19 protein-coding genes are annotated in these 25,188 nt (G+C 37.4%); 6 read left to right on the forward strand and 13 right to left on the reverse strand.

The window, feature by feature from the left end; all coding sequences use genetic code 11:
* Window positions 1-66: 66 nt before the first annotated feature.
* Window positions 67-627, reverse strand: coding sequence for a TetR/AcrR family transcriptional regulator (locus AC0JIQ_RS09050; protein WP_004661875.1), 561 nt, complete (start codon window positions 625-627; stop codon window positions 67-69).
* Between the two features lie 420 nt (window positions 628-1,047).
* Between AC0JIQ_RS09050 and AC0JIQ_RS09055 the strand changes: the two genes are divergently transcribed.
* The gene (locus tag AC0JIQ_RS09055; RefSeq protein WP_336936978.1) at window positions 1,048-1,905 is read left to right on the forward strand and encodes a hypothetical protein; all 858 of its coding nucleotides are present in this window, start codon (window positions 1,048-1,050) and stop codon (window positions 1,903-1,905) included.
* A 109-nt stretch (window positions 1,906-2,014) separates the two neighbouring features.
* On the opposite strand, the gene AC0JIQ_RS09060 is transcribed toward AC0JIQ_RS09055, so the two are convergent.
* On the reverse strand, window positions 2,015-3,025 hold the full coding sequence (locus AC0JIQ_RS09060; protein WP_474201427.1) for a diguanylate cyclase domain-containing protein: 1,011 nt from the start codon (window positions 3,023-3,025) through the stop codon (window positions 2,015-2,017).
* A 121-nt stretch (window positions 3,026-3,146) separates the two neighbouring features.
* A complete protein-coding gene (locus AC0JIQ_RS09065) occupies window positions 3,147-4,067 on the reverse strand; it encodes a LysR family transcriptional regulator (RefSeq protein WP_474201428.1) in 921 nt (306 codons plus the stop codon).
* A 291-nt stretch (window positions 4,068-4,358) separates the two neighbouring features.
* Between AC0JIQ_RS09065 and AC0JIQ_RS09070 the strand changes: the two genes are divergently transcribed.
* Together AC0JIQ_RS09070 and AC0JIQ_RS09075 are read left to right on the forward strand one after the other, a co-directional pair.
* Complete coding sequence (locus AC0JIQ_RS09070; RefSeq protein ID WP_474201429.1) at window positions 4,359-4,904, forward strand: demethoxyubiquinone hydroxylase family protein; 546 nt, start codon at window positions 4,359-4,361, stop codon at window positions 4,902-4,904.
* Window positions 4,905-5,083: 179 nt separating this feature from the next.
* Window positions 5,084-6,286 (forward strand): MFS transporter, encoded by a 1,203-nt coding sequence (locus AC0JIQ_RS09075; RefSeq protein WP_474201430.1) that lies wholly within the window; start codon window positions 5,084-5,086, stop codon window positions 6,284-6,286.
* A 16-nt stretch (window positions 6,287-6,302) separates the two neighbouring features.
* Here the strand turns inward: AC0JIQ_RS09075 and AC0JIQ_RS09080 are convergent, their stop codons facing one another.
* The 3 genes from AC0JIQ_RS09080 to AC0JIQ_RS09090 all read right to left on the reverse strand — a co-directional run bounded on the left by AC0JIQ_RS09080 (window position 6,303) and on the right by AC0JIQ_RS09090 (window position 8,707).
* Window positions 6,303-6,923 carry a DUF2238 domain-containing protein gene (locus AC0JIQ_RS09080; RefSeq protein ID WP_474201431.1) on the reverse strand — a complete coding sequence of 207 codons (621 nt, stop codon included), beginning with the start codon at window positions 6,921-6,923 and terminating at the stop codon, window positions 6,303-6,305.
* 92 nt (window positions 6,924-7,015) lie between these two features.
* Window positions 7,016-7,633, reverse strand: coding sequence for a LysE family translocator (locus AC0JIQ_RS09085; protein ID WP_005215883.1), 618 nt, complete (start codon window positions 7,631-7,633; stop codon window positions 7,016-7,018).
* Between the two features lie 90 nt (window positions 7,634-7,723).
* Window positions 7,724-8,707 (reverse strand): ion transporter, encoded by a 984-nt coding sequence (locus AC0JIQ_RS09090; RefSeq protein WP_474201432.1) that lies wholly within the window; start codon window positions 8,705-8,707, stop codon window positions 7,724-7,726.
* 241 nt (window positions 8,708-8,948) lie between these two features.
* On the opposite strand from AC0JIQ_RS09090, the gene AC0JIQ_RS09095 reads away from it, so the two are divergent.
* The gene (locus tag AC0JIQ_RS09095) at window positions 8,949-10,406 is read left to right on the forward strand and encodes a DASS family sodium-coupled anion symporter (protein WP_474201433.1); all 1,458 of its coding nucleotides are present in this window, start codon (window positions 8,949-8,951) and stop codon (window positions 10,404-10,406) included.
* A 47-nt stretch (window positions 10,407-10,453) separates the two neighbouring features.
* Here AC0JIQ_RS09095 and AC0JIQ_RS09100 read toward each other — a convergent pair whose 3' ends face one another.
* From AC0JIQ_RS09100 to AC0JIQ_RS09130, 7 genes are all read right to left on the reverse strand, one after another.
* Entirely contained in the window at window positions 10,454-10,954 is a 501-nt protein-coding gene (locus tag AC0JIQ_RS09100; RefSeq protein WP_474201434.1) for a hypothetical protein, read from the reverse strand.
* Window positions 10,955-10,964: 10 nt separating this feature from the next.
* The gene (locus AC0JIQ_RS09105; RefSeq protein ID WP_474201435.1) at window positions 10,965-11,546 is read right to left on the reverse strand and encodes a hypothetical protein; all 582 of its coding nucleotides are present in this window, start codon (window positions 11,544-11,546) and stop codon (window positions 10,965-10,967) included.
* A gap of 116 nt (window positions 11,547-11,662) precedes the next feature.
* Window positions 11,663-14,302, reverse strand: coding sequence for a bifunctional aconitate hydratase 2/2-methylisocitrate dehydratase (locus AC0JIQ_RS09110; protein ID WP_474201436.1), 2,640 nt, complete (start codon window positions 14,300-14,302; stop codon window positions 11,663-11,665).
* 259 nt (window positions 14,303-14,561) lie between these two features.
* Entirely contained in the window at window positions 14,562-14,921 is a 360-nt protein-coding gene (locus tag AC0JIQ_RS09115; RefSeq protein WP_005160491.1) for a hypothetical protein, read from the reverse strand.
* Between the two features lie 102 nt (window positions 14,922-15,023).
* Window positions 15,024-15,506 carry a DUF4124 domain-containing protein gene (locus tag AC0JIQ_RS09120; protein WP_474201437.1) on the reverse strand — a complete coding sequence of 161 codons (483 nt, stop codon included), beginning with the start codon at window positions 15,504-15,506 and terminating at the stop codon, window positions 15,024-15,026.
* 131 nt (window positions 15,507-15,637) lie between these two features.
* On the reverse strand, window positions 15,638-20,143 hold the full coding sequence (locus AC0JIQ_RS09125; RefSeq protein ID WP_474201438.1) for a translocation/assembly module TamB domain-containing protein: 4,506 nt from the start codon (window positions 20,141-20,143) through the stop codon (window positions 15,638-15,640).
* A gap of 48 nt (window positions 20,144-20,191) precedes the next feature.
* On the reverse strand, window positions 20,192-22,918 hold the full coding sequence (locus AC0JIQ_RS09130) for an autotransporter assembly complex protein TamA (protein ID WP_474201439.1): 2,727 nt from the start codon (window positions 22,916-22,918) through the stop codon (window positions 20,192-20,194).
* A gap of 162 nt (window positions 22,919-23,080) precedes the next feature.
* Between AC0JIQ_RS09130 and AC0JIQ_RS09135 the strand changes: the two genes are divergently transcribed.
* Together AC0JIQ_RS09135 and coq7 are read left to right on the forward strand one after the other, a co-directional pair.
* On the forward strand, window positions 23,081-24,400 hold the full coding sequence (locus AC0JIQ_RS09135) for an MFS transporter (protein ID WP_474201440.1): 1,320 nt from the start codon (window positions 23,081-23,083) through the stop codon (window positions 24,398-24,400).
* A 3-nt stretch (window positions 24,401-24,403) separates the two neighbouring features.
* Window positions 24,404-25,039 carry a 2-polyprenyl-3-methyl-6-methoxy-1,4-benzoquinone monooxygenase gene (gene coq7 / locus AC0JIQ_RS09140; protein ID WP_004661849.1) on the forward strand — a complete coding sequence of 212 codons (636 nt, stop codon included), beginning with the start codon at window positions 24,404-24,406 and terminating at the stop codon, window positions 25,037-25,039.
* The last annotated feature ends 149 nt before the right edge of the window (window positions 25,040-25,188 follow it).

Here is a 25,188-nt window from a genome sequence, read left to right on the forward strand (position 1 = left end):
CGGTTTATTTTTTATAATAAATATTTTAAAATTCTAAATAAACTATTTAGCAATATTAAATACTAATCAAGCTGCATCTAAATTAATCAATTTTTCAATATAATACCAGCATTCTTCTATTTGTGTATGGTCTTTATTTACTTTAGCATAAGCAGTCATACCATCTAAAATATTAATATACATTGATGTTAATACATGAGGCTGAAATACTTTAGCTTTTTCAAAAAAACCTTCTAATAATTGCATTAACCACTCTCTATATTCAATGATTGGTCGAATAATAGACGGGTACTGTTGTAATACTTCAAGTGATGCTTTCTGAAACATACAACCATGAAAATCATCAGAATTAAACCAAGCTACATGCCAAAAATAGACTGCTTTAATTTTACCTAAATAATCATCTTCGTTAAGTATACTAAGTTCTTTTTCAATCGCTTCTTGAATACTCTTATTACGCCTAGACAAGCACTCCTCTATGAGGTTCTCTTTTGAAGGGAAATACTTATAAAAAGTCATCTTGGCAACGCCAGACTCACTGATAATTCGGTCTACCCCTACTGAGCTGTAGTTATAGCGGTTAAAAAGATTCAGAGCCGTTGCAATAATATCTTCTTTTTTTGACATTTTATTATCCTTTTTAAATTTTATCAAAAAGCTTAATTAATTATTTAGACATAGTTAAATGCTAGAAGTTTCTGGCACCTATGTATATTTATATTAAGCGAATTTCTTATATACCCTCATATAAATTAAGCAAAAAACTTATGATTAACAAGCTTATTTGTAAAAAAAAATTTCCATTTAAAAAAAATTAAAATATATAGTGAATTATATCACCTTTTTACATCAGTTAAGTTAATTAATAATCTTTCTTATTATTTTTTAGATTGTTTAATAAATTGATTTCACAAAAAAATCATTTTATATTTATGTCATCCAATAAAAAGATATTTGGTTGAACTAATAGTTATTCAAAAGCAACCAAAGCAAATCGACACTATATAATTGGAAAAGCAATAATATTAATTCATTGAGTACAAGACTATGCCAAAAAAATTTGAAAACTTTAACGACCCTAGACAGAAAGCTATAGACGGAATGAAAAATAGTATTTCTGAAGAATTATGGAACAAGAATTTGAATTTTCTGAAAGAGTTAAGAGCAGAGATTTCAAATCATCCTGTTTCAACTCATCCAGCTATTCAAATGCTAAATGATGGTGTAATTGATAAAGAAACATTGAAGCATATTCATTTAGAATATCGTCATGCGATTGTTCAGGTGTTTACTGATGCATTACTCATGGCACAGTTCCAAACGAAGCAATTAGAGCCGCGTTTGCTATCTGGTTCTAAGATGTATCCTCGCTTCTTACTTAATCTTAATATCTTAGATGAGTTTGGTTTCCGTCCAGGTTTTGATCAAGAGGGTTACTATGCTGGAAATCCAGAGTATGCACACTATCCTCTCTTTGAAGATGTACTGGACGACTTTGAATTGACTCAATCTGAGCGTAATGATTACCAGCCGTCTCTTATTGCTCAACAAGTACGCAACTACTTAGAAAAATCTTTTGACCGTTATCAGGCAGTTTCAGCTCTTTTAGCCGTTGCTGAAGAAGAAGTGATTTTATTTAGTCCAGCTTTACGTCAAGCAACCAATGCCGTTGGATTCGATGTAGATAGTGGATATTACTACGTTCATGGTGTATCACATGATGAAACAGCAGAAGCTGCTGATGATGATCATGAAGATGATTTATGGTTCGTGCTTGCTCAAGCTTGCGTTGAATCTGATTACAGTGCGATTCGCCAAATGTGCTTAGAATATTGTGACTTATGGCAGCAATTTTGGGATGAACAAATTGCTTATCAATATGGTACATATAAAAAGTTGGCTTAAGCATCAGATCGGGCTACAAGATATTTTGTCTTTAGCCCGTTTCACTATGAAAACACATTCATTCTCAATAATTTAATCCATACAAATACAGCAAATTAATCATCAGTCGTTAAGATAGCGACAATTTACGTTTTTTCTTTTCACCATACATATTCAAATCAGCAACATCAATCAACTGCTGTAACTCTAAACTGTCATGTGGGTATATTGCTAAACCAATACTCGCACCAATTTTCAGATAAATATTTTCAAAACTGAACGGTTGGCTACATGCATCAACCAAACGCACAGTCATTTGTTTAGCTACATCATAATTTTCTACAGAAGGTAGAATAATCGCAAACTCATCTCCCCCCAATCGAGCGACTAAATCATTTTTGCGAATATTCTGTGAAAGCCGTTTAGCAATTTCAATCAGTGCCGTATCACCATACCGATGTCCAAATTGATCATTGATTAATTTCAAACCATCCATATCTACGATCAAAACGGCTAACTGCTCTTTAAATTGTTTTGCTTCTTGCAATTTCAGTCTTAAAGAGTCTAAAAATAATGCTCTGTTTGCTAAACCTGTTAAGTGATCTCGTGTTGCAAGCTTATACAACGCTTGATCGCTGAATTTTGTAGCATGGTACATTGCAGCCGCTATCAAATCTGACATCAATCCTAAAAGAGATAAATCCTTTTCATGAAAAGCATTTATCTGATCAGAATAAATTTTGATTACACCAATCACCTGCTGTTCATAAAATAATGGTACAACTGCCATCGAGCGCAGTCCGACACGTCGACAAGCTTCATGATTAACTCGAGCATCTGTTTCACTATCACGACAATATAAGGTTGTTTTTTGTGAAATACATAAACCTGAAAGGCTCTTATTCAATGGCAGACGCAGACCCAATAGATGCTCAGCTTTATTTGAAACAGCTCGATAGACCATTTCATCGTCTTCAGCCAACTCAACAATTGTTCCTGTTGCAGAAATCACCAGTTTTTGAATTTGATTCGCAACTAGCGTCATTACCGCGTGTAAATCGACACCCAATTTTGCAATAGCAGTTTGAGTTTCGATGACAGACATTAATTGTTTGTTCGATAAGGAGGATTGTTTTGGCATTTTTTGAACAAGCGCAGTTGCATGGCTCAATTGTGCGAATTATTTCTATTAAGTCAAGTTATTGGTTTAATAGACAAAACTGTCTATTAAACCCAAATAAATAAATAAATAAATAATGTTTTTAAACAGTGTAATACTGCGTACGTTTCTGAGAAAATTTTTCTAGTTGTTTGATGAAACCTTCAAAGTAATTCTTCTCCTTATCTTCAGTACGGTAGCCTGCATATAATGTACGTCTCAATCCTTGCGGCGACACACAGTCTAAACGACGACTGACAACCCATCCCTTTTGTTCATATTCATTAACGACCCAGTCAGGTAAAGCCGCAATACCACGCCCACTTGCAACCAACTGAATTAACATCTGCGTTAAATCAGTCGTTCGAATATGCTTAGGTTGAATATTTGCTGGAATGAATAAATGCGCCATGATATCTAAACGATGTTTATCAACTGGATAAGTAATCAACGTTTGTTCAGCCAAATCTTCAACTAGGATTTTTTCTTTACGCACCAACGGATGTGTCGTTGAGAGTACCAAACGTGACTCGTATTCAAAAATCGGAAAGTATTCAATCCCTTTGAGTGCAATTGGATCAGCAGTGATTAATAAATCAAACTCAGCATTTTGCAATAATTCATGCGGATTAGACTCAAAACCCGCTGCAAAATCTAAATCGACATCTGGATATTGCTGACGATATTGATTTAATAAAGGCATCAGCCAGTCAAAACAACTATGACATTCAGATGAAAAAATAATTCTCCCCGTTTGTCCATGCACGATACGAGTAATATCCGTTTGTGCTATCTGAACCTGAGGCAACACATCATCTGCTAGTCGAAGCAAACGCTCGCCGACATTGGAGAAACTTACTGGACGACTACGGCGATTAACAACTTCTACCCCATACCAATGATCAAGTTCTTTTAATTGATGAGAAATTGCTGAAGGAGTTAGGCATAGATCTGTCGCAGCCGCAACCAATGAACCATGCTCACGTAGTGCAATTAATGTTTTTAAATGACGAAGTTCTAACACAACGATCACCACAATTGAATTTAATTCATCCTATCATGTTATTCATGAGTGTGTCTCACCATGAATTTTATTTTATTATTGTTTAGTGAGATGAAATGTACTCACAATTAGAATCTTGACTATATCGATTTAAGCTTATGTTCTTATTTATAAAAATTAGGAAAAGCTAATGACCTAATGCAATTTTGTGGAATATTAAAAATTTTTTATCAGATAATTCAAATATTTGATTGTCCATACCCACCCAAGCACTGTATATTTTCCAAACAATAATAATGATGAAGATAAACTATGAGCATGCTCAAAGAAATTGAAACCCAACTAAGAATCATTCATGCGTGTGAAAAAGGAGCAACGGGGGTTTACTACGGTCATAGGCTGATTGCAAAACTATTTTTTAAAGACATGGTCAAAGCACTAGATGAAATGCATCAGCATGAAACTGAACATTTTAACCTGTTCGGCTATTTTTTTGCTCAATACAAAAATGCTGTTGTCTTACCCTCTATACTCTGGTGTGCAGGCGGAATAATTTATGGATTATTGATTGGATTGCTAGGTAGAAATGCAATTTGGATCAGTACTGCAAGCATTGAAAATATTGTAAACAAAGAACTTGATGAAGCTGCAATTTTCTTCAAAGAAAAAGATATTGAGATTCATCATGCAGTATTAGATATTCAAAAAGATGAAATTCATCATCAAAAGATTGCTTCTGAACATGCAGACTTTGATAATAATTTAGCAAAAATTATCAGTTACTTTGCTCAACAGTGTGCACATTTAGCAAAGTTTCTTGCCATTTATCTCAAAATATCTGTTCCAACAAAAAAATAATCTTTATAACTGATAAAGACTATAGAAAATACGATCTCTCAAATTCACTCAATTATTTAAATGTATGGCCGAAAGGCTCTACGAAATCTGATAAATATGCACAATCAATACGATAAGCTTAAGATCTAAAGTATCTTGATGGTTATAATTTAGATCTCTCTATGTTCTGATTAAAACAGTTGTTAAATTTATCTCTTCAACCTAATTTCTCTCTTTTTCTGGTTATTTTCTCCTTGGCAGTTGGTAGTTTCTGTATTGGAACGACTGAATTTGTTGCTATGGGATTGATTCAAGAAATCGCTACTGATTTAAATGTCAGTGTTCCACATGCAGGCTATTTCATTAGCGCCTATGCGCTTGGTGTTATGGTTGGCGCACCAATTATTGCAATTTTAGGAGCTAAAGTACCGCGTAAAACGCTATTACTCAGCTTGATGTTATTTTATGGTTTAGCAAATGCCGCAACCGCTTTCGCAACAACATCTGAAGCTATGCTGATATCCCGTTTTATTGCAGGCTTTCCTCATGGTGCTTATTTTGGTGTAGCAGCATTAGTTGCAGCCGAATTGGCAGGAAAACAACGTAGAGCGACTGCGATTGCACAAGTAATGATGGGACTCACCCTTGCTAATGTGATTGGTGTTCCTATTGCAACTTGGCTTGGTCAGCAATTTGGTTGGAAATCTGGTTTTGAGTTTTCTGCCGTCATTGCCTTTATTACTTTAATCGGTGTCAGCCTTTTTGTGCCCAATATTCCGCTTCAAAAGACAGCCAGTATTAAAGCGGAATTGGCAGGTCTAAAAAACATCAATATGTGGCTAACACTTGCCGTGGGTGCAGTTGGTTTTGGTGGTATGTTCTCTGTTTATAGTTATGTGTCTCCAATTTTAACTGAATATACACATGCCGATATTCGTATCGTCCCGATTGCACTAGCCATTTGGGGCGTTGGTATGGTGATTGGAGGTCTCGTTTCAGGCTGGCTAGCAGATAGAAGCCTATTTAAAACGATGATTGGAATTTTGGTGAGTTCTGCACTCGCCTTTGTACTTGCAAGTTTTATGATGTCTAATCTCTATACTGCGATTACAGCCTTATTTCTAATTGGTTTCACTGTGATTGGATTAGGTGGTGCATTACAAACACATTTAATGGACATCGCAGGCGATGCACAAACATTAGCGGCATCATTAAATCATTCCGCATTTAATTTAGCCAATGCCTTAGGCGCATTTCTTGGAGGATGGGTACTTAGCCATAATATGGGTTGGTTAGCACCGATCTGGGTTGGGTTTGTACTGAGTTTAGGGGGATTAGCAATCTTATTAATTGCTCTGGCTTATGCTAAATACACTCACAAAAATCAATCTGCCGTAATTTAACGGCAGATTGATCAGTTTATCGATATGAACTGATCAATTTATTGATTTGTTGGTTATGCCATTTAGATAAGAATAACAAGGCTGCGATCGCTCCTATTAAGGCAAAGAACATATCAGATTGAGTGTCCCACTCATATCCTTGTGTACCAAGAAACTCTTGCGCACCTTGTCCAAGTGCTAATGCAGCTGCCCATTCAATCAATTCATAAGTCGCACTAATGGCTAGCACAATACAGATCACAATAAAACTAAGCATTTTCCCTTTGGCTAAAATCTGATGTCGAATCAAAATTTCCCGTGCAGCTATGGCAGGCACAAAACCCTGCATAAAATGTCCAATCTTGTCATAAGGATTTCGATCTAAACCAAACCATTGAGCAATCTCAAAACCCAAAGGTACACGTGCATAGGTATATGCCCCACCGACGATTAATACCATTGCATGCAAAAAAATTAGGCTATACAAGAGATTAGTTAGTGGAAATTTGGAATAAGTTGCAAATAAGATAGGTAAAACAACGAGGACAGGAACAACTTCCATCAACCATGTCGCTCTATCATACGGCTGTAAGCCAGATAAAAGCAGCAACAAAATTAAAATAATAGCTGCTAAACATAGAATCTTTGATTGATTCATATCAAACTCTCAAATTAATTTTATTTTTAATTACATTAACATCAAAGCAAAAACATATTCCAGTAGATCGCTTGGTCAGACCAAACATCGAATTAGAAAAAGAAAAATTTTACGGAATCTATACTTGGCTTTATTATTGAAATGACCAAAAGTAAGGCCATAGATCCATTAAAGAGTTGAACTTTTTTCTGATTATTGACAATCTTTTGCAAGCGCTCACCCATGTAAGCCCAAATACCTACACATGGGATACTCACTACACCAAATACTGTACCAATAAAAATAAACTCAGCGAGATGGCTATCTACAGTACTATAAGTTGCGATTGCACCCATCGCCATAATCCATGCTTTAGGATTAACCCATTGAAACAGAGCTGCCCCAATAAAATTCAATGGTTTTTCTGGACGCTCCTCAGCTTGTACGCTACCCGCACCATAAATTTTATATGCCAAATATAATAAATAGACAATGCCTATTATTTTAAGCATTTCATACATAACAGCAGATTGACCTAAGGTTGCACCAATACCGAAACCAACTAAACTGACCATGACCCCAAAACCAAAGCCGATGCCCAAAATATGTGGAATACTTTTTTTAAAGCCAAAATTTAGTCCTGAAGCAGCTAACATAATATTATTCGGCCCCGGTGTAATGGAGGTCACAATCGAATAAATCACAAATGATAAAAAAGTCAGTAAACTCATAAATGCAGATAAAAAATATTTTCAAACTTGCAGACAATATAGCAGTCAAAAAGATTATTTTTGATTGATTGTTAAAATAATTCTGCCACCTTACTCCGAAAGCTTCTCACCACAATGTGGACAGAAACGATAAGATTTCTTCTCCTGCTCCTGATCTTCAAGTAGTTTTTCTCGCACGAGCTGAATGATAATTTCATGCGTCTGCTCTTTGGGTAAGCCGACTTTTTTCCGAATGCGTTCAATTTCCATTTGATCATGCAGTAGATCCAGACCTTTAGCTTGTAAGACTTCACGGAACTCCTGTTCCAGTCGCTGATTCCTCATATTCAGTTCATTGGCTAGACCTGAAGCCAAGATACCCGCTGGTAAAGCAGCAATCCCTACACCGAGAATAGTAATAAATGCACCTAATATTCGTCCTAGATTAGTCACAGGTGTGACATCGCCATAACCCACTGTAGTTAAAGTTACTACGGCCCACCACATAGCTTGTGGAATCGAACTAAAGGCTTCAGGTTGCGCTTTATTTTCAACGACGTAAATCGCAGAAGCAGTCATCACAATCATAATGACCAAGATAAAAATAACCGCTTGGAACGAGCCTTTTTCTCGCTGAATCACCCGTAAAAGAATTTGTAATGACACAAAATAGCGCGTCAATTTGAGCAATCTTACCAACCGTAGAACACGCAGGAAACGTAAATCGATATGGACAAAGAAATTCAAATAAGCAGGTAAAATAGCCATTAAATCTATAATTGCCCCACCACTTTTCATCCAACGAATACGCTGCTTCCATGCAGCCTCGTCTGGATTTTTTTCGACGATACTCCACAATCTTAATAAATACTCTCCACTAAAAATCAGGATTGAGATATTTTCAAACAAATCAAAATAAGGTTGGTACAGCTTATAGATTTCATTAATCGATTCAAGGAGAACAGCAGCAACGTTACCAATAATGAGAATAATTAATAAATAGTTAACATAAGAACTTATTGTACTTTTGTAGTCATCATTATGAAGATTATTATAAATAAAAAGTCGCAACCGTTGCCATGAAAGTTGAGCCATACCGTACCGATCATGATGTAAACTAAGCTAAAAATGTAACACGTTGCTTAACGATTTGATAAGTGATTTTGAGCAAAGACAATAATTTTACTTATCAATCAAAATAACGCTCTTTACACAAAATTACCTTTGAACTTTTCTGTTTGGCTTTTAATAATCAATCTTTAATGAAAATTTTTTAAATGCTCATTTATACACAACTATAAATTTTATTAAACCCATGACAACAAGGGGAATTCACGTGGGATTCAAGCCTATTCCAACCCTTATTTCTTTATTCATTTCGCTTCTCATATGGTTCATTATTCCAGTTCCTTCAGGTGTCGACCCTAATGCATGGCATTTATTGGCAATGTTTGTCGGTGTCATTTCCGCGATTATTGGTAAAGCCATGCCGATTGGTGCAATTGCGATTATTGCTATTACCTTAGTCGCCGTGACAGGTGTGACTAATGACAGTCCAAGTGGTGCCATTCAAGATGCCCTCAGCAGTTTTGCCAACCCTCTGATTTGGTTGATTGGTATTTCGATCATGATTTCCAAAGGTTTGCAAAAAACCGGATTGGGTGCACGCTTAGGCTATTTATTCATCGCAGTTTGGGGCAAGAAAACAATTGGTATCGGTTATAGCATGGTGCTGTCTGAACTGATTCTTGCGCCAGTAACACCTAGTAATACGGCTCGTGGTGGTGGGATTATTCATCCAATTGTACGCGCGATTTCCACCAGTTATGACTCCGACCCCACCAAAGGTACCGAAGGTCGTATGGGGAAATATTTAGCTTTGGTGAACTACCAAGCCAATCCCATTACTTCTGCCATGTTTATTACTGCAACTGCCCCTAACCCATTAGTGGTTGATCTGGTGGCAAAAGCAACCAACAGTCAGATTTCCTTGAGTTGGAGTACTTGGGCACTGGCGATGTTATTACCCGGTTTAATTGCTTTAATCATCATGCCGTTGATTATGTACTGGATGTATCCACCTGAAGTCAAAGAAACCCCAAATGCAGCTCAGTTTGCGAAAACCAAGCTAAAAGAAATGGGCCCTGTCAGCAAAAATGAAATCATTATGCTGGGTGTATTTGGGATTTTACTGCTGTTATGGGCAGGTATCCCTGCCATGATCTTCGGTTCAGCTTGGGCGGTTGATCCCACCACGACAGCCTTTATTGGTTTAGGCTTACTGTTAATTACTGGTGTATTGACTTGGGAAGATATCCTGACGCAAAAAAGCGCGTGGGATACCATTACTTGGTTTGCTGCTTTAGTGATGATGGCGACTTATTTAAATAAGCTGGGTTTAATTACGTGGTTCTCGGGTGTGCTTGAAACTGGGATTGGCCATTTAGGCTTGAGTTGGATGCCTGCCTGTTTATTGTTAATGCTGGCTTATCTGTATGCACATTATATGTTTGCCAGTACCACAGCACATATCACCGCCATGTTTGCAGCTTTTTATACCGCTGGACAGGCGTTGGGTGCACCACCGATGTTGTTTGCCTTAATGATGGCAGCAGCATCAAGCATCATGATGACCTTAACCCATTATGCAACGGGTACATCGCCTGTGGTATTTGGCTCAGGTTACACCACACTGGGTGAATGGTGGAAAGCTGGCTTTGTTATGAGTGTGGTCAATATCATCATCTTTGTGGTAATTGGCGGACTTTGGTGGAAAGTGTTGGGATATTGGTGAGTTGAATATGAGGAACATTCTGTACGAATAGAAATGTTCCTCTAAATTTAAATACCCAAATGCAGCACATACAAACTATTATTAGAATGAATGATCTTCTGCATCAGTTCTGCCAATATTTCAAATTGTCCTATTACTTCTCTCGTTTGCATAATGATTTTTTCATAACCTGCTGTTTCTTTTAAAATACGATCAACATTTTCATTTGGGTCAATCACATCATCATATGCATGAATAAAAGTATACTCACCTGTTAACGTTAAAACTTTTGGCGATAACTTTAAAATATTAACTAGACTAGAAAACAATTGAAATGCTTCTTTAGCTCCATCTCCATCAATTACTGTTACACCATAATAATTTAAACCAGTATGCCTAACTTTTAAACTTGGATTATAGGTAGGTATCCATTTTAAAAAATCATTAAAATAAATAATAAGATCATCATGGATTGAAACATCATAAGAATCTTTACCGACTAGCTCGCAGCAATCATCATAAGAGAATTCATTTTTATTCAATAAAACAAAATCATGTAGTAGTGCCATAAATAGAACCTCAGTTTAAATGGTGGTTTTCTCTATCAGTCAAAGCTTTCCACTCTTCATGGCTATAAAGTTTAAGATTCTTCAGTTGAGTACCTACTAATAAAAAGCGATCGTCCCATGTTAATACTTCCCTACTGTCGTCTAATTTTTTATTTGAAAAACAAGGAAATAAAATTGGATTAAAATGTATTAATCCAATTTCAAGTAAATGCTTAATCTCTTTCGGGTTCTCAGGAATAGAGTGAAGTACGGGTATATTTTTTATTAATTTGCAAGCAATTTCATGAGGTTCAGAATCTAAATCATCCAAATACCATTTTTGGTCATCGCACCTCCATAAATAAGCAGTAAAACCATTTTGCTCAATCAGTAATGTCTCTGTAATTGCATTTGGTTCCTCATACCAAACAGAAAATGCTAAAGTTTTTGTCGGAATAATTGAAAATTTTGGCGGTTTTAAATAAGGATAATCCTTTAACATTAAAGAAACTAAATCTTTAATTGCTATTTCTAGATCCTCAACCTTCTGCTTTTTATGGATAATATTAACTAGTTCAGAAATGTTATCTTTTATCGTCAAAATACTTTTCATTTTATAAAAAATAAGGGCTGATTACTCAGCCCTTATTTTAGCTTTTTGCTCAAACAAAGCATAGCTTTGTTCTTGCGCTAGGGAAAAGCCTTTCGGCTTTTCTTGATCCTAGCTCATTAAGTCAATTGAGCAGCTTGGATCTTCTTAGTATCAACTTGATCAGCTTCTTTAGTATATTCGCCCATCTTGTCGAAGTTTAAGTATTTGTAGATGTCAGCAGCAGCGCTGTCGATTTGAGACGCGTACTGTTGATATTCTTCTGGGCTTGGTAATTTACCAAGAACCGCAGCTACAGATGCAAGCTCAGCAGAAGCTAAGTAAACGTTTGCACCTTGACCTAAACGGTTCGGGAAGTTACGTGTAGAAGTCGATACACATGTAGTGTTCGGTGCAACACGTGCTTGGTTACCCATACACAATGAACAGCCTGGCATCTCTGTACGCGCACCAGCACGGCCATAGATGTTATACAAGCCTTCTTCCATCAATTGATGCTCGTCCATACGTGTTGGTGGAGCCAACCATAAACGAGTAGACAATGAACCACCAGGTACTTTGTCAAGTAGCTGACCCGCTGCACGGAAGTGACCGATGTTGGTCATACAAGAACCGATGAATACTTCATCAATCTTGTCGCCTTGAACGTCAGAAAGAAGTTTCGCGTCATCTGGATCGTTCGGGCAGCAAAGAATTGGTTCTTTGATGTCAGCAAGATCGATTTCGTAAACTTTTAAGTATTCTGCATCAGCATCAGCTTTCAACAAGCTTGGGTTATCTAACCACTTCTGCATGTTTTCAGCACGACGCGCCATAGTACGCGCATCGCCATAACCTTCAGCAATCATCCACTTCAACATGGTGATGTTAGAACGTAAGTATTCAGCAACTTTCTCTTCAGAAAGTGTGATTGAACAGCCAGCAGCAGAACGTTCAGCAGATGCATCAGAAAGTTCGAATGCTTGCTCAACGGTCAAGTCATTTTCCATTTCTGATAAATCGATCTCAAGGATACGACCAGAGAAGATGTTTTTCTTACCTTTCTTCTCTACAGTTAAGTCACCAGCTTTGATCGCATAGTAAGGAATCGCATGTACAAGGTCACGTAAAGTGATACCAGGCTGCATTTTACCTTTGAACTTAACAAGTACAGATTCAGGCATATCCAGTGGCATAACACCAGTCGCAGCTGCGAACGCAACAAGACCAGAACCCGCCGGGAATGAAATACCGATTGGGAAACGAGTATGTGAGTCACCACCAGTACCAACGGTATCTGGAAGTAGCATACGGTTTAACCAAGAGTGGATAATACCGTCACCTGGACGTAAAGATACACCACCACGGTTCATGATGAAATCAGGTAATGTATGGTGAGTTGTTACGTCAACCGGTTTTGGATACGCAGCAGTGTGACAGAAAGACTGCATCACTAAGTCAGCTGAGAAGCCCAAGCACGCTAAGTCTTTTAACTCGTCACGAGTCATAGGACCAGTTGTATCTTGAGAACCAACAGTTGTCATCTTAGGTTCACAGTAAGTACCCGGACGGATACCTTGACCTTCAGCTAAACCACATGCACGACCAACCATCTTCTGAGCTTGTGTAAAGCCTTTACCAGTGTCAGCAGGTTGTACAGGCGTACGGAATAAAGTAGAAGGTGCAAGACCTAATTCTTCACGCGCTTTCGCAGTTAAACCACGACCAATGATCAAGTTAATACGACCACCAGCACGTACTTCGTCTAAAAGTACAGGCGTTTTAAGCTCAGCTTCTGCAATTTGTACACCGTCTTTGAATGCAGTAACTTTTGCAGCAGCATGATCAATTTTCAATACAACTTCGTCACCCATGTTCATGTTGGCAACGTCGATTTCTACAGGTAATGCACCTGCATCTTCCATTGTATTGAAGAAAATTGGAGCAATCTTAGAACCTAAGCACACACCACCATCTTTTTTGTTTGGAATGTGTGGAAGTTCGTCACCGAAGAACCAAAGTACAGAGTTAGTTGCAGATTTACGGCTTGAACCCGTACCAACAACGTCACCCACGTAAGCAACTTGGTTGCCTTTCGCGATCAATTCTTTGATTTGGTTTAATGGACCAACTTCACCTGGCTTTTCAGGGTTGATACCGTCACGCTCATTTTTCAACATTGCATTTGCGTGTAATGGGATATCTGGACGGCTCCAAGCGTCTTGAGCTGGAGACAAGTCATCAGTATTCGTCTCACCTGTTACTTTGAACACAGTGATTTTGATTTCTTCTGGAACGTCAGCACGGCTTGTGAACCATTCTGCTTCAGCCCAAGATTGTAAAACAGCTTTAGCCGCAGCATTGCCTGCTTTTGCTTTGTCTGCTACGTCATGGAATGCATCAAATACAAGAAGAGTTTTCTTCAATGCTTCTGCAGCTAATTCAGCAAGCTCAGCATTGTCAAGAAGTTCAACTAAAGGAGCAACGTTATAACCACCAAGCATCGTACCTAGTAAGTAAACTGCACGCTCTTTAGTTACAAGTGGAGAAGTTGCTTCGCCTTTTGCTAGAGCAGCCAAGAAAGCAGCTTTAACATACGCAGCTTGGTCAACACCTGCTGGAACACGGTTTTCAAGCAAATCTACTAAAAATGCTTCTTCGCCTGCTGGTGGATTTTTTAATAAAGTTACAAGTTCAGCAGTTTGAGCATCATCAAGCGGCTTCGGTGGGACTCCGAGTGCGGCACGTTCTTCAACGTGTTGGCGGTAAGCTTCTAGCACAGTGTTATTCCTCTTTTTTAAAAAATTACTTGTAAGTTCCAGCTTGCTACAAGCTTTACAAGTAATATGGACAGCAAAATTTTACTAGACTTCGCGTTAAAAGTTAATGCAACTACCGTATTTCTACGTGATGCCCATTATTTTATAGCGAAATGTTCGTCTCTTTTGAATACCGCTTTGGTCTTAGATCAAAGCTTAATAAAACAACAAATTACATGCATAAAAAAAGACAACTGATGTTGTCTTTCAAATGAACCTATTAAAATGATTTATACTTTGGTAGCTGATCATGTGGTGTAGCCAAGCATTGTTCAGTAAATTTCTGTTTCAACTGTTCACGTTCTGCATCAGGATTCGCCTTCAGTTGATCGATTGGCATTGCATATACCGTTTCAATAATTTCAAAGATAAATTTACGTGTTGTTTCATCTTCAATTTTATCTGCATGTTCTTTTGCTTGCTTTTGTTCAATGCCATTTTGACGGTCTAAAGTAATTGAACGTGCTGCATTGCCCACACTGACACAATAACCATGCCACTGTTCTGCTGGAGTTAATTGCTTTTTATCTGCACAACCAACTAACACCAAACCTATTGCAATCAAAAAAACTTTTTTCATCATCGTACTGCGATTAATTTGATGCACACATCATACTGAAAGTTGTTCATTTTGCAAAAAGAAGCGTTTAAATCCGTATGAGCTGCAATAAAATAATACAAATCATTTACTGCATCGCATGCTATTACCCATTTTCTGACATTTACCGCCTGTAGAAGAAAGATATGTTGTGCCTGCAACCAAATTATAAGGTTTGCTTTTCGCATCCCAACATCTTACACCATTGCAATTCTTCACAGGGATCAGTGCTTCACTCGCGACTGTAATGGTTGCATTTGAGGTTGCAGTAGTAGTACCTGCTGATTTCGCAGTTTGTGTTGTTACCGTTGGAACATTTTTTTGTTCTTTGTTATTGGTCACGGAAACATTTATCGCACTGGGAGTTGTCACTGTTGCATTTATATTTTTTTTAGTTGGATCAAGTTGAGGATCTTGCTTCTGAGTGGGCGGTGGTGTTGCAGAATAAGTCGTTACCCCTTTCGAATCGACCCATTTATAATACTCTTTTGCATGTACTTGGAATGTAAAGCTGAGCAATATTAAGCCTATAGTTGCCAAAAGTTGACTTAAAGTGACAGGTTTCATCCACTCTCTCCAAAAAATGTCATTAATCTATATATTTTTCAATAGCTTATTTTTATTTTAGCATATTTTTAAAAATACTCAGCATAAAAAAACCTGCTTTATTTTCATAAAACAGGTTTTCTAAAAAAGCTTTAAAAACGCCAGTTGTAGAATACGTCAATGGCTCTCTCTAAAGATTGACTTGCTTCTAAGTATAAACGGCGATTCATTTGATAACGCAAGGTCAATTTATTTACAGGTGTAAATACGCCTATGCCATAACGAATAAACAGGTCTGGCGTGATATAGCCCGTTAAACTCACTTGAGTGTCATCACCTGTACCCTGTGCATCAAGTGCTAAACCACTGAGACCAAATGTTCGACCTATTTGATTCGTTAACGCGCGCGTTCCTCCTAAGCCCATACTAATGCCTGCCGCTGCAATGGTATTGTTTACATCAGATTTAAAACCTTCTGTATTACTTAGGCCGCTACTCCCTTCATTGATACGACCTGTGACCAATGCATTCAATGCTTCTTGTTCAGATAGACCTGCATCATTATAAATTTGAACATTTGGAACTGTTGCTGTCCCAGTCACACGTAAACCAACCATACTACCTTGGACTGATTTATTCGCATCAATATCAAGTGTTGGATTCGCAAGTGGACCATTAAAACGTGCGATTGCTCGGTTCAAATCTAAGCTTTGACCATAAGCTTCAATCTTCACTTTCTGACTCACACCAATTGCACCATTTGCTCGCATTGCAGTTTCTAACCCACGTTGTGATAAATGCAAGCGACCAACCAATGGAATATTACTTTCAAAACCTTGGAAAATCACTTGATTGCCCAATGTCAGTGTCATATCCGCGCGAATATCCCACGGTTTAGCTGCTTTCAATGTCGCAAGTAAATCTTGCCCTTGCTGTACGACTCGTACATCTGGTGAAATATTTACAACTGGTGCGGTAGTCTCTGGCATAGAAATACGAGCACGTGGTACATCAATCGTTCCTCTTAAACTCAATTGTTGTTTAAATGGGTAAACATCCAAATTTAAATCTGGTTGCACGATCGCGGTAATCATCGGCGCTTGTCGAATTAAAAGATTATCACCTTTCAAACTAAGCGCGAGATGAGGATCTTCTTTCCAATCGAAGCTACCTTTTAATCGCCCAACACCTTGTCCACTGTTGAACGCACCATCAATACTTGCTGAATCTTGTCGAATAGACGAATAAAGCTGAATGTTGTTTAGATTTACAGGCAGTGAAATCATACTAATTGCACCATTTTTTAAGCGCATTTCACCTGTAAATTGTGGTTGAGTCAGTGTGCCATTAATTTTTCCAGCAAGAGCTAATGTACCCGCCATTGAACGTACATCTTTAATAAATGGCTTGAATACTTTGAGTTGTACATCATCAAAAGCAACTTCACCACGCATTGGCATTCCATTTTGAAATGGATTCACGATCACGTTAGCGTAACCTGTACCAATGTCTGGTGTTTTCATATCCACACGCAATAACAAGCCATCATTGACACTTTTCGCGATTAAGCTCAATTCATCATAGGTGACTGTGGTCGCAATATCTTGAGGATCATCAGGCGCAAGACCTATTTCACCTTTACGAGTGACTAAACTTGCATCCAGTTTTGGGCGACTACCTTTAGCCCACGAAGCTCGAGCATAACCATTCAGTTGACCAGTAACTGCTAAACCTTCAGGCATAAATACCGCAAAATCATTTAAATCTAGATTTTTGGTAACAACTGAAAAATTCCCTTTATTTTGGCTAATACGTGCCGATTGATCTAAACAAACCTGACTATGCAGACTTTGCCAACAATGCTGTCCAATATAAAGTTCAGACTGGGCTGTAGAATAAATGATAGCTGCGCTTTGATTTTGTACTAAATCAATACGGCGTGATTTAAAGTGACCTTTTTGTAATTGTCCTAACCATTCATTATTCTGATTGAAACCACCTGCAAGCTGTACATAAAAATTAGATTGGCGATTATTACTTTCAACTTTTAATACATGTGCTTTGCGCGTACCACCTAAGTTAATCGTTGCATTTTCTATTTCACGATTACCACTACGTAAATGATCAACTTTGGCAACTAATAATGTAGGTGTTGCTTCAGAAGTAGGCAATTCACCTTGAATACGTAAAGATCGAATACTCGCCAATTCATTAAATGCAAAATTATCTACGGCAATATTTGCTGTTGCTTTTAAACGTGGTTGTGATTGAACGTTTAAAACGCCGTAGGCACGACCTTGCAAACCCGGATAAAGCTCATACAGGGCTGGAGCATTCAGTTTCACTCTTAAACTTTGTGCATTGCCTGTGGCTTGTAACTGGTTCTGAGCATAGGCAAAAAATAAGTTATTGGCTTCAAACTGTTGTGGTAAAAAACCTTTCTGATTGGAGTCTAACAACAAAGTAAGGTTACCACGACCACGAACAGGTTTATTATTAAGAAAACCTGCCGCGTTTAAATCCCGAATATCGATACGCTTCAGCTTTTCAGACCAAACACCTTGTGTTTTAACATGGCCTGAGAGTTCACCTTTAAGAGTTGAAACAAAATACTGTGGTTTGAAGCGCACTAAAGATGCATTGATATCCCAACCAAGTTTATCTTTTAGGTTCACAGCACCTGTAGCAAAAATCTTACCTGCCACACCATCATGTTTTAACTCATTAATTTTTATATATTCTGGTGTTCCTGCCACTTTGATTTTCAACAATCCATTGCCTTGATTTAATGCATTTAATGAACCGTCGTAATCAACTGCAAAACTTTTAAAACCTCCACCAGACTTCTGATCATTAAACATTAAAGCGGCTGTACTTTTGCCTTTTAATGCAACGGTTTCTATACGATCTGACTGAACAATTTGACCTTTTAAATCAATACGATCAAGTTGAATGATCTGTTGATTCGGTTTTGCAAAACCGGTTGCTTTAATATCGCCATTTAATAGATTAACAGGTGCAGTAGCAACAACTGTTTGTGGATTGAAATTCTCAGCTTTAAGCTGAGCCTGCCACGCTAACTGTTGCTTTTCAGTAGGTAATTTAACTTTTGCTTGCCCAGACAAACTCCCTTTCACAGCCTGATAACGAAAGTTTTCAACATTCAGCAGATTTGATTTTATATCAAGACGGGCATCATATTTACCTGTTGGTAATAATGCTTTCTCATGAGGTTTCACTGTTGTAGAAACATAGATATCTTGTTGACCTTGTTTTAAGGCGATGTCGGTATGACCGTCTTCGCTACTCAACCAACCAATATAAGGGACTGCTCGATCTATATTTTTCCATGCCACATTTAATAGCATCGGCTGCGGTTTGTGATCTTTCGATGCAGCTTGATTGAGTTTAACAGCCCAAGTTTCATATTTATCAAAAGCAAGCTGTGCACTTAAAGCCAAACCTTTTTCCAAAGATCCGGATGAACTTAACTTAGCATCTAAATTCGGTGGTAAAAAATCCTGTGCGATTTGCGGAACAGTTTTATCTTTAGGATTTAAATGATCCAAACGACCTTTAATATCCCATGAAACATGCTCATGCCAATTGACTAAACCTTTGAGCGCAATAGATCCACCCATTAATTGACCATTAAAATCTTGAATATTCAATTGATTCTTTAGATCTGTCTCCATTAAAGCATTGTATTTACCTTCGGGGATTTGCTCACCTTTCAAATCGGTATCTAGATTTAGAACCAATTTCTGAATATCACCGCTAAATCTTGCAACACCATCTTTGGCAAATAATTTCTGTTCTTGCAACAAAGGTAAATGATAATTTTTAAAAAGCAGTTCGCCTTGCATCGGTACGTGATCACGTACTGGATGTATAACAGCCCAACCCGTTAATAAATCTGGAGTCTGTGTTGCGATACCTGCTTTTAATGTATCTAAAGATCCCGCTGCAACAACTTTAATAGTATGAATATTTAAACTTTTTAACGATGGAATAATTAGATCTGCTTTCGCATTAATTGGATATTTACCACTAAAATCCATTTTCCCTGTTGCATGTTGGACTGCTAGATATCCCATATCCATTTTAGAGTCCTTAAACTCTAATTTGGTTCCAGACCATAGAGCATCTTTCAAGTAAATATCATTAAAACCAACTTTCGATGTTTGAGTTTTAATCTCAAGATGATCAAGAGTTGCTTCATCTACACGCAATACAAATGGAAGTTTGATTGCATCAAAGGCAAATGGTTTACCTGAAGGCGGTTTTTTGTTGATCACTTTCAGATTACGTACATCAGCATGACTTAAATGTATTTCTTTATTTAAGATTGCGCGCCAACCAAGAGAAACATCAGCGCGATCCAAAGAAACATCTACAGCTTTTAATTGTACTAAAACATTCTTAAGGATGATTCCTCTGAGTAAATTTCCACCTTCATATTCATAACGAATCATTTTTTGGCTTTGCAGTACCCGATCTAATAAAAAACGACTGCCTTTGTCGGTAGAAATCATAACGATTAAAGAGCTAACCAATAACAAAAGTATGATCGACAAAATTAACGCAACACTTCTCATGATGCGTCGTTTTGATCTTGGTCCAACTGGTAGCGTTAGTTGCGGTTCTACTTCCGTCATAATCAACCTAAAATTGTTTGAGCTTTTCTAAAGGATGTTTTTAAATTATTAAAGCTGTGAGCCGATGAAAAAATGTAATCGGATCGGGTTATTGTCATTGGAAATACCAGATGCCACATCAAGCCGTATTGGTCCTATTGGTGATTTCCAACGGATACCCACCCCAATACTATATTCGGTTGGGTTACTAAACTGTTTGTCATAGGCATTACCAAAATCAGAGAAAATTGCTGCTCGCCAACCATCTTTAAACTGATAATTGTACTCTAAAGATCCTACGCCTAAAGCTTGTCCACCGATTTTAAAACCGTTCTCCTCTGGTGAAAGGCTTTTGTAATCGAAACCGCGTAAGGACTGGTCTCCACCTGTAAAGAAACGGAGGTTATAAGGCACTTTATTAAAATCATCTGTGAAAATATAACTTGTGTCAGCTCGACCTACAAATTGGTGATTTTCATTTTCACCCAATGAATAAATAAAACGCCATCCACCTGTCAAAATTGCCATATTAGCATTTGATAATAATGATTCTGTTCCTAATTCAAGCTTGTAAGTTTGCTTAAAACCTTTGGTTGGATTCAAACGAGAATTACTATTGGTCTTAGAAAGTTCATATCCAAATAACAAGGATTCTTGTTCCGAATCAATCCCAGATACTTTAAAAGCGTCAGGTAATTCATTGATATCAATATCACCTTTTTTAGTTAGACGATCTAAACGGTAACGTAAACCAATGATATGTTGCCAATCACCCAAAGGATTTTTAATAACACGTTCACCGCCTAAAACAGCAGACTCAACCAATAAATTAATATCTGGGCCAATGTCATTACGTTCTTCACGCTCGTAACCACCCACAAGGTTAAAGTAATCGTTGAGTGGATGCTTATAAGGAATGCTGTATCGCCCATCTATAGATTGACGAATTTGCGACACTTCAATATTGGCATCAAATGCATGACCATATTTATTCACAATCGCTCGTCTGTATTGACTACGTACACGAGCACCCGTGTCTGTACCATAACCAATACCAGTTTCTAAACTATTCAAACGATCTGCATTAAGCGTTACTACGACTGGAATTTTTTTCTCAATTCTCGTTTGCTCCTCTAATTTTTGGCGTTCATCTTCGTCATCATCATGTTCATGTGATAAAGGCATAGAGCGTGCTAAAGCATAGGCTTGAGGGGCTTGCCCTCCAGAAAATTGCGTTTCATCAACGACATCTTGTGTTACTTCTTGTGCAGACGTTACTTTTTGTCTTGCCAATTCTGCTTTCTGTTGACTATTTAGCAATTGAGATTGTTGGATTTTCTGTTGATCGACTAAAGCTTGAAGATCTGGCGCTAACTCTAAAGTAGGCTGAACTGGATCAGGTTTAATCGTATCTACCAATGTGTAATTAAAGTAACGTGTATTCGTTAAGTTATTTGCTAAGGCATTTACACGCCAAAATGCATAGTCATCACCCTCTTTCCAAGGTGCCAAACTATCTAAAACTTTTTGAGTTAAAGGCAATGGCTTAGTTGGATCGCTCATACGATACTCAACTTGTTTAAGTTTATATCGCTCACCCGTCTCATATTTTAGATTAATTTCAGCTACTTTTTCTGGCTGGCTAATTTTGACATCATGCAAACGCCAATAACTATCAAAAAAACCGTTATCTGATGCGGCATTCACTATCTTTGTTTTTGTTGTTTCATATTTACCGTGATTAAAAATGTCCCCTTTGTCTTGTTCTGGGATCAAACGTAAAACTTGGAATTGAGGCAAGTTTTCACCCGCACCAGAAAATTCAATATTTTGCTCTTTAATACGGACCGGCTCATTCGGTGTGACAATGACTTTGACTTTATTATCACTTACCCGTTCAAACTTATACGTGGCATTATAATAGCCTACAGCTTGTGTAGCCTGATTGGTCAACACTCTTAACTGAGGTAAAGCGACGTTAAAGTCTTCAAAAGATTCTTGAGTAAAACTTGATAGTTTTGCTTTTATATTTGTAGCCAACGCAGGAGGAGCACCAGTTACATCAGCAGTAATACGTGGGATTTTCTCTGCACCCATTAAGTTATCTGGGTGAAAACGATTCCATATTTTTCGAAAGAACCCGACTTTTTCTTTAGGCTGATCACTTTGTGTTTGAAACTCCGGTAATGTTCTACCTGTTTCATTTGCTTCAACGACAATCTTACTGTCGGTTTGAATGTCTTGCATCAGCCGATTAATATCCACTGGAGCCTTAGTAATTTCTATCAGTTCAGGCTGTGAAATCTCATTAACAACTGTTGGTGGATTTTTTGACGTACTTTCTCGATAAGCTTGGGCCTCATTTTTTGCACTCTCAGCCTCACGAAAAATTTCATTCGCCATTGTTTGATCAACAGGGATAACTGGCAAATTTTCTAAATTATCATCAAGCTGAATCGGTTTTAATTCATTAATCTGATTATTAGATTGCTCTTGCTGTTTTAGTGCCATCAAGCTGTCTTGTTCGGCTTGATTAGCAAGAGGCTGATTTGTACTGCTTGATAAAACAGTTGATGTATCCTCAGTACTTTGATCAGATTTAACTTGATTCAAAGACTGTTGGTCTACGGTTTTATTATTTGATGTATCTGTTAATTGTTCTTGCGCACAAGCAGCTGATATACAAGAAGTAATTAAAAAAGTGCTACAAATAAGTTTAGGAAAGCTCTGCATTTTAAATATTAAATGCATAGAATGAACCAACGTTAACTGTTTAAAATTAGCTTTAGATGACATGTAGAACTCTAAACTTATTTTTAATTTATCATTTGTGACTGGTGAAAATACTTCAAATCTTTGATTTTCATCCAATCAAATATGAAAGTATCATACATGCATTTTGTAGCATTTTTACAGTACGTCACATTTTTTTATAAAACACAATGAAGTGAACACACGATGAAACAAGATGAGCGCTTAATGACATCACGTCGGTTTGCACCGATGTTTTTCACTCAGTTTTTTGGAGCCTTAAATGACAATGTTTTTAAGCAAGCTCTACTTTTAGTGATCACTTATGGTTGGATCCAGCAACAAAGTGCTCCCGTCAGTACACTCAATAATCTAGCTGCCTTATTATTTATCTTGCCTTACTTTTTCTTTTCTGCAACTGCTGGGCAAATTGCTGATAAATATGAAAGATCTCAACTCATTCGCTTTATAAAAATATTAGAAATTATCATTATGTTGATTGGAACCGCGGGGTTCTTGCTTGGAAATTTATGGTTACTACTTTTTGCATTATTTCTGATGGGGACGCATTCAACTTGTTTTGGTCCAATCAAATATGCAATTTTACCAGAAATTCTAAAACAAGAAGAATTGATGTCTGGTAATGCACTTTTCCAATCAGGTACATCGATCGCAATATTATTAGGGATGATTCTTGGAGGTGCAGTCATTGCATCATCGGAAGGAAACTTATTGTGGATTAGTGTCACTGTTGTCATCATAGCTTGCTTAGGCTATTTATGTAGCCGATTTATTTTACCTCAAAAGGTTTCAGCGCCAGATTTACAAATTGACTGGAATTTTTTTCGTACAAGTTTTCAAACTTTAAAATATGCTAAAAGCCTTCCAATCATATTTATTGTTTTGCTCGGTAATTCTTGGTATTGGTTTTATGGCGCAACCTATTTAACTCAAATTCCTCAATTGACCCAACAAAACCTGCATGCTTCTGAAAACGTTGTCAGTCTACTTCTCACTTTTTTCTCTGTTGGCATTGGTGTAGGTTCATTACTGTGTAGACGTATCGGTGGTACAGAGATCAATATTAAAATGGTACCTTACGGTGCGATTGGGTTAACGATCTTTGCTTTGTATTTAGCAGCGAGCCTCTCTTTTGTTCCTGAGCGAACTGGCGATTTACTGAGTTTAAAAGATATTTTTACCCAAGGTGCCGTGTACTATCATGTCATGCTTGCCGTGACTTTATTAGGTATTAGTGGTGGATTTTATATTGTACCGCTATATGCAATGATGCAAGCTTACTCACCACGTTCTCACCGTGCGCGTGTGGTAGCCGCAAATAATATTCTAAATGCTGTATTTATGGTTTCTTCTGCAGTTTTCTCAATTTTAATCTTAAGCATTTTAAAAATTGATATTAAAATATTATTTACGATTACTGCAGTTTTAAGTGCAATTTTCTCATTTTGGTTATTAAAGCGTTTAAAACCGTTGTTGGAAAATGCACCCAATACTTTAGAGGATTAATATATGCGTCATTTTACAGGTATCGATAAACTTATTAATTCTTTTGATCAGGCTCTTCGTAGCTTAGTGCCAGGGGCAACTGCTGCTCAACGATCTAATCCAGCAAATTCAGAACCTTCACAATTATGTGTTAGCGATGCTCGCCATGTAGCAGGTTTAATGCGTGTCAATCATAGTGGCGAAGTCTGTGCACAAGCGCTTTATCACGGTCAGGCGCTCACTGCAAAACTCCCCCATGTTCGAGAAGAAATGCAACAAGCTGCGATAGAAGAACAAGATCATCTCGCTTGGTGTGAAGAGCGTTTAAAAGAATTAGACAGTCATACGAGCGTACTCAATCCAATTTGGTATGGTTTATCTTATGGTATGGGCGCAATAGCAGGTATTGCAGGTGACAAATATAGCTTAGGTTTTGTCGCTGAAACGGAACGTCAAGTCAGCCAACATCTACAGGAACATATTCAACAACTTCCATCTCATGATGATCGTTCACGTAAAATTTTAGAACAAATGAATGAAGATGAATTACACCACCGCGAGACAGCCTTAAAGGCTGGAGGTGTTGATTTACCTGTACCTGTGCGTATTACCATGACAGCTATATCAAAATTAATGACTAAAACCAGTTATTATTTATAGGCTTATATTAAAAACTGAATCAAAGCAGGTAGTAATACATTAAAGCCTGCTTGGTTTAAATTAAATACTTCTTTATTTATGATTCACTCTTATATTTAATATAACAAAACTAGGTCGATCTTAATTTTTTTGATACCATTCGGCTTTAG

The sequence above is a fragment of the Acinetobacter sp. FB genome (assembly GCF_056033405.1).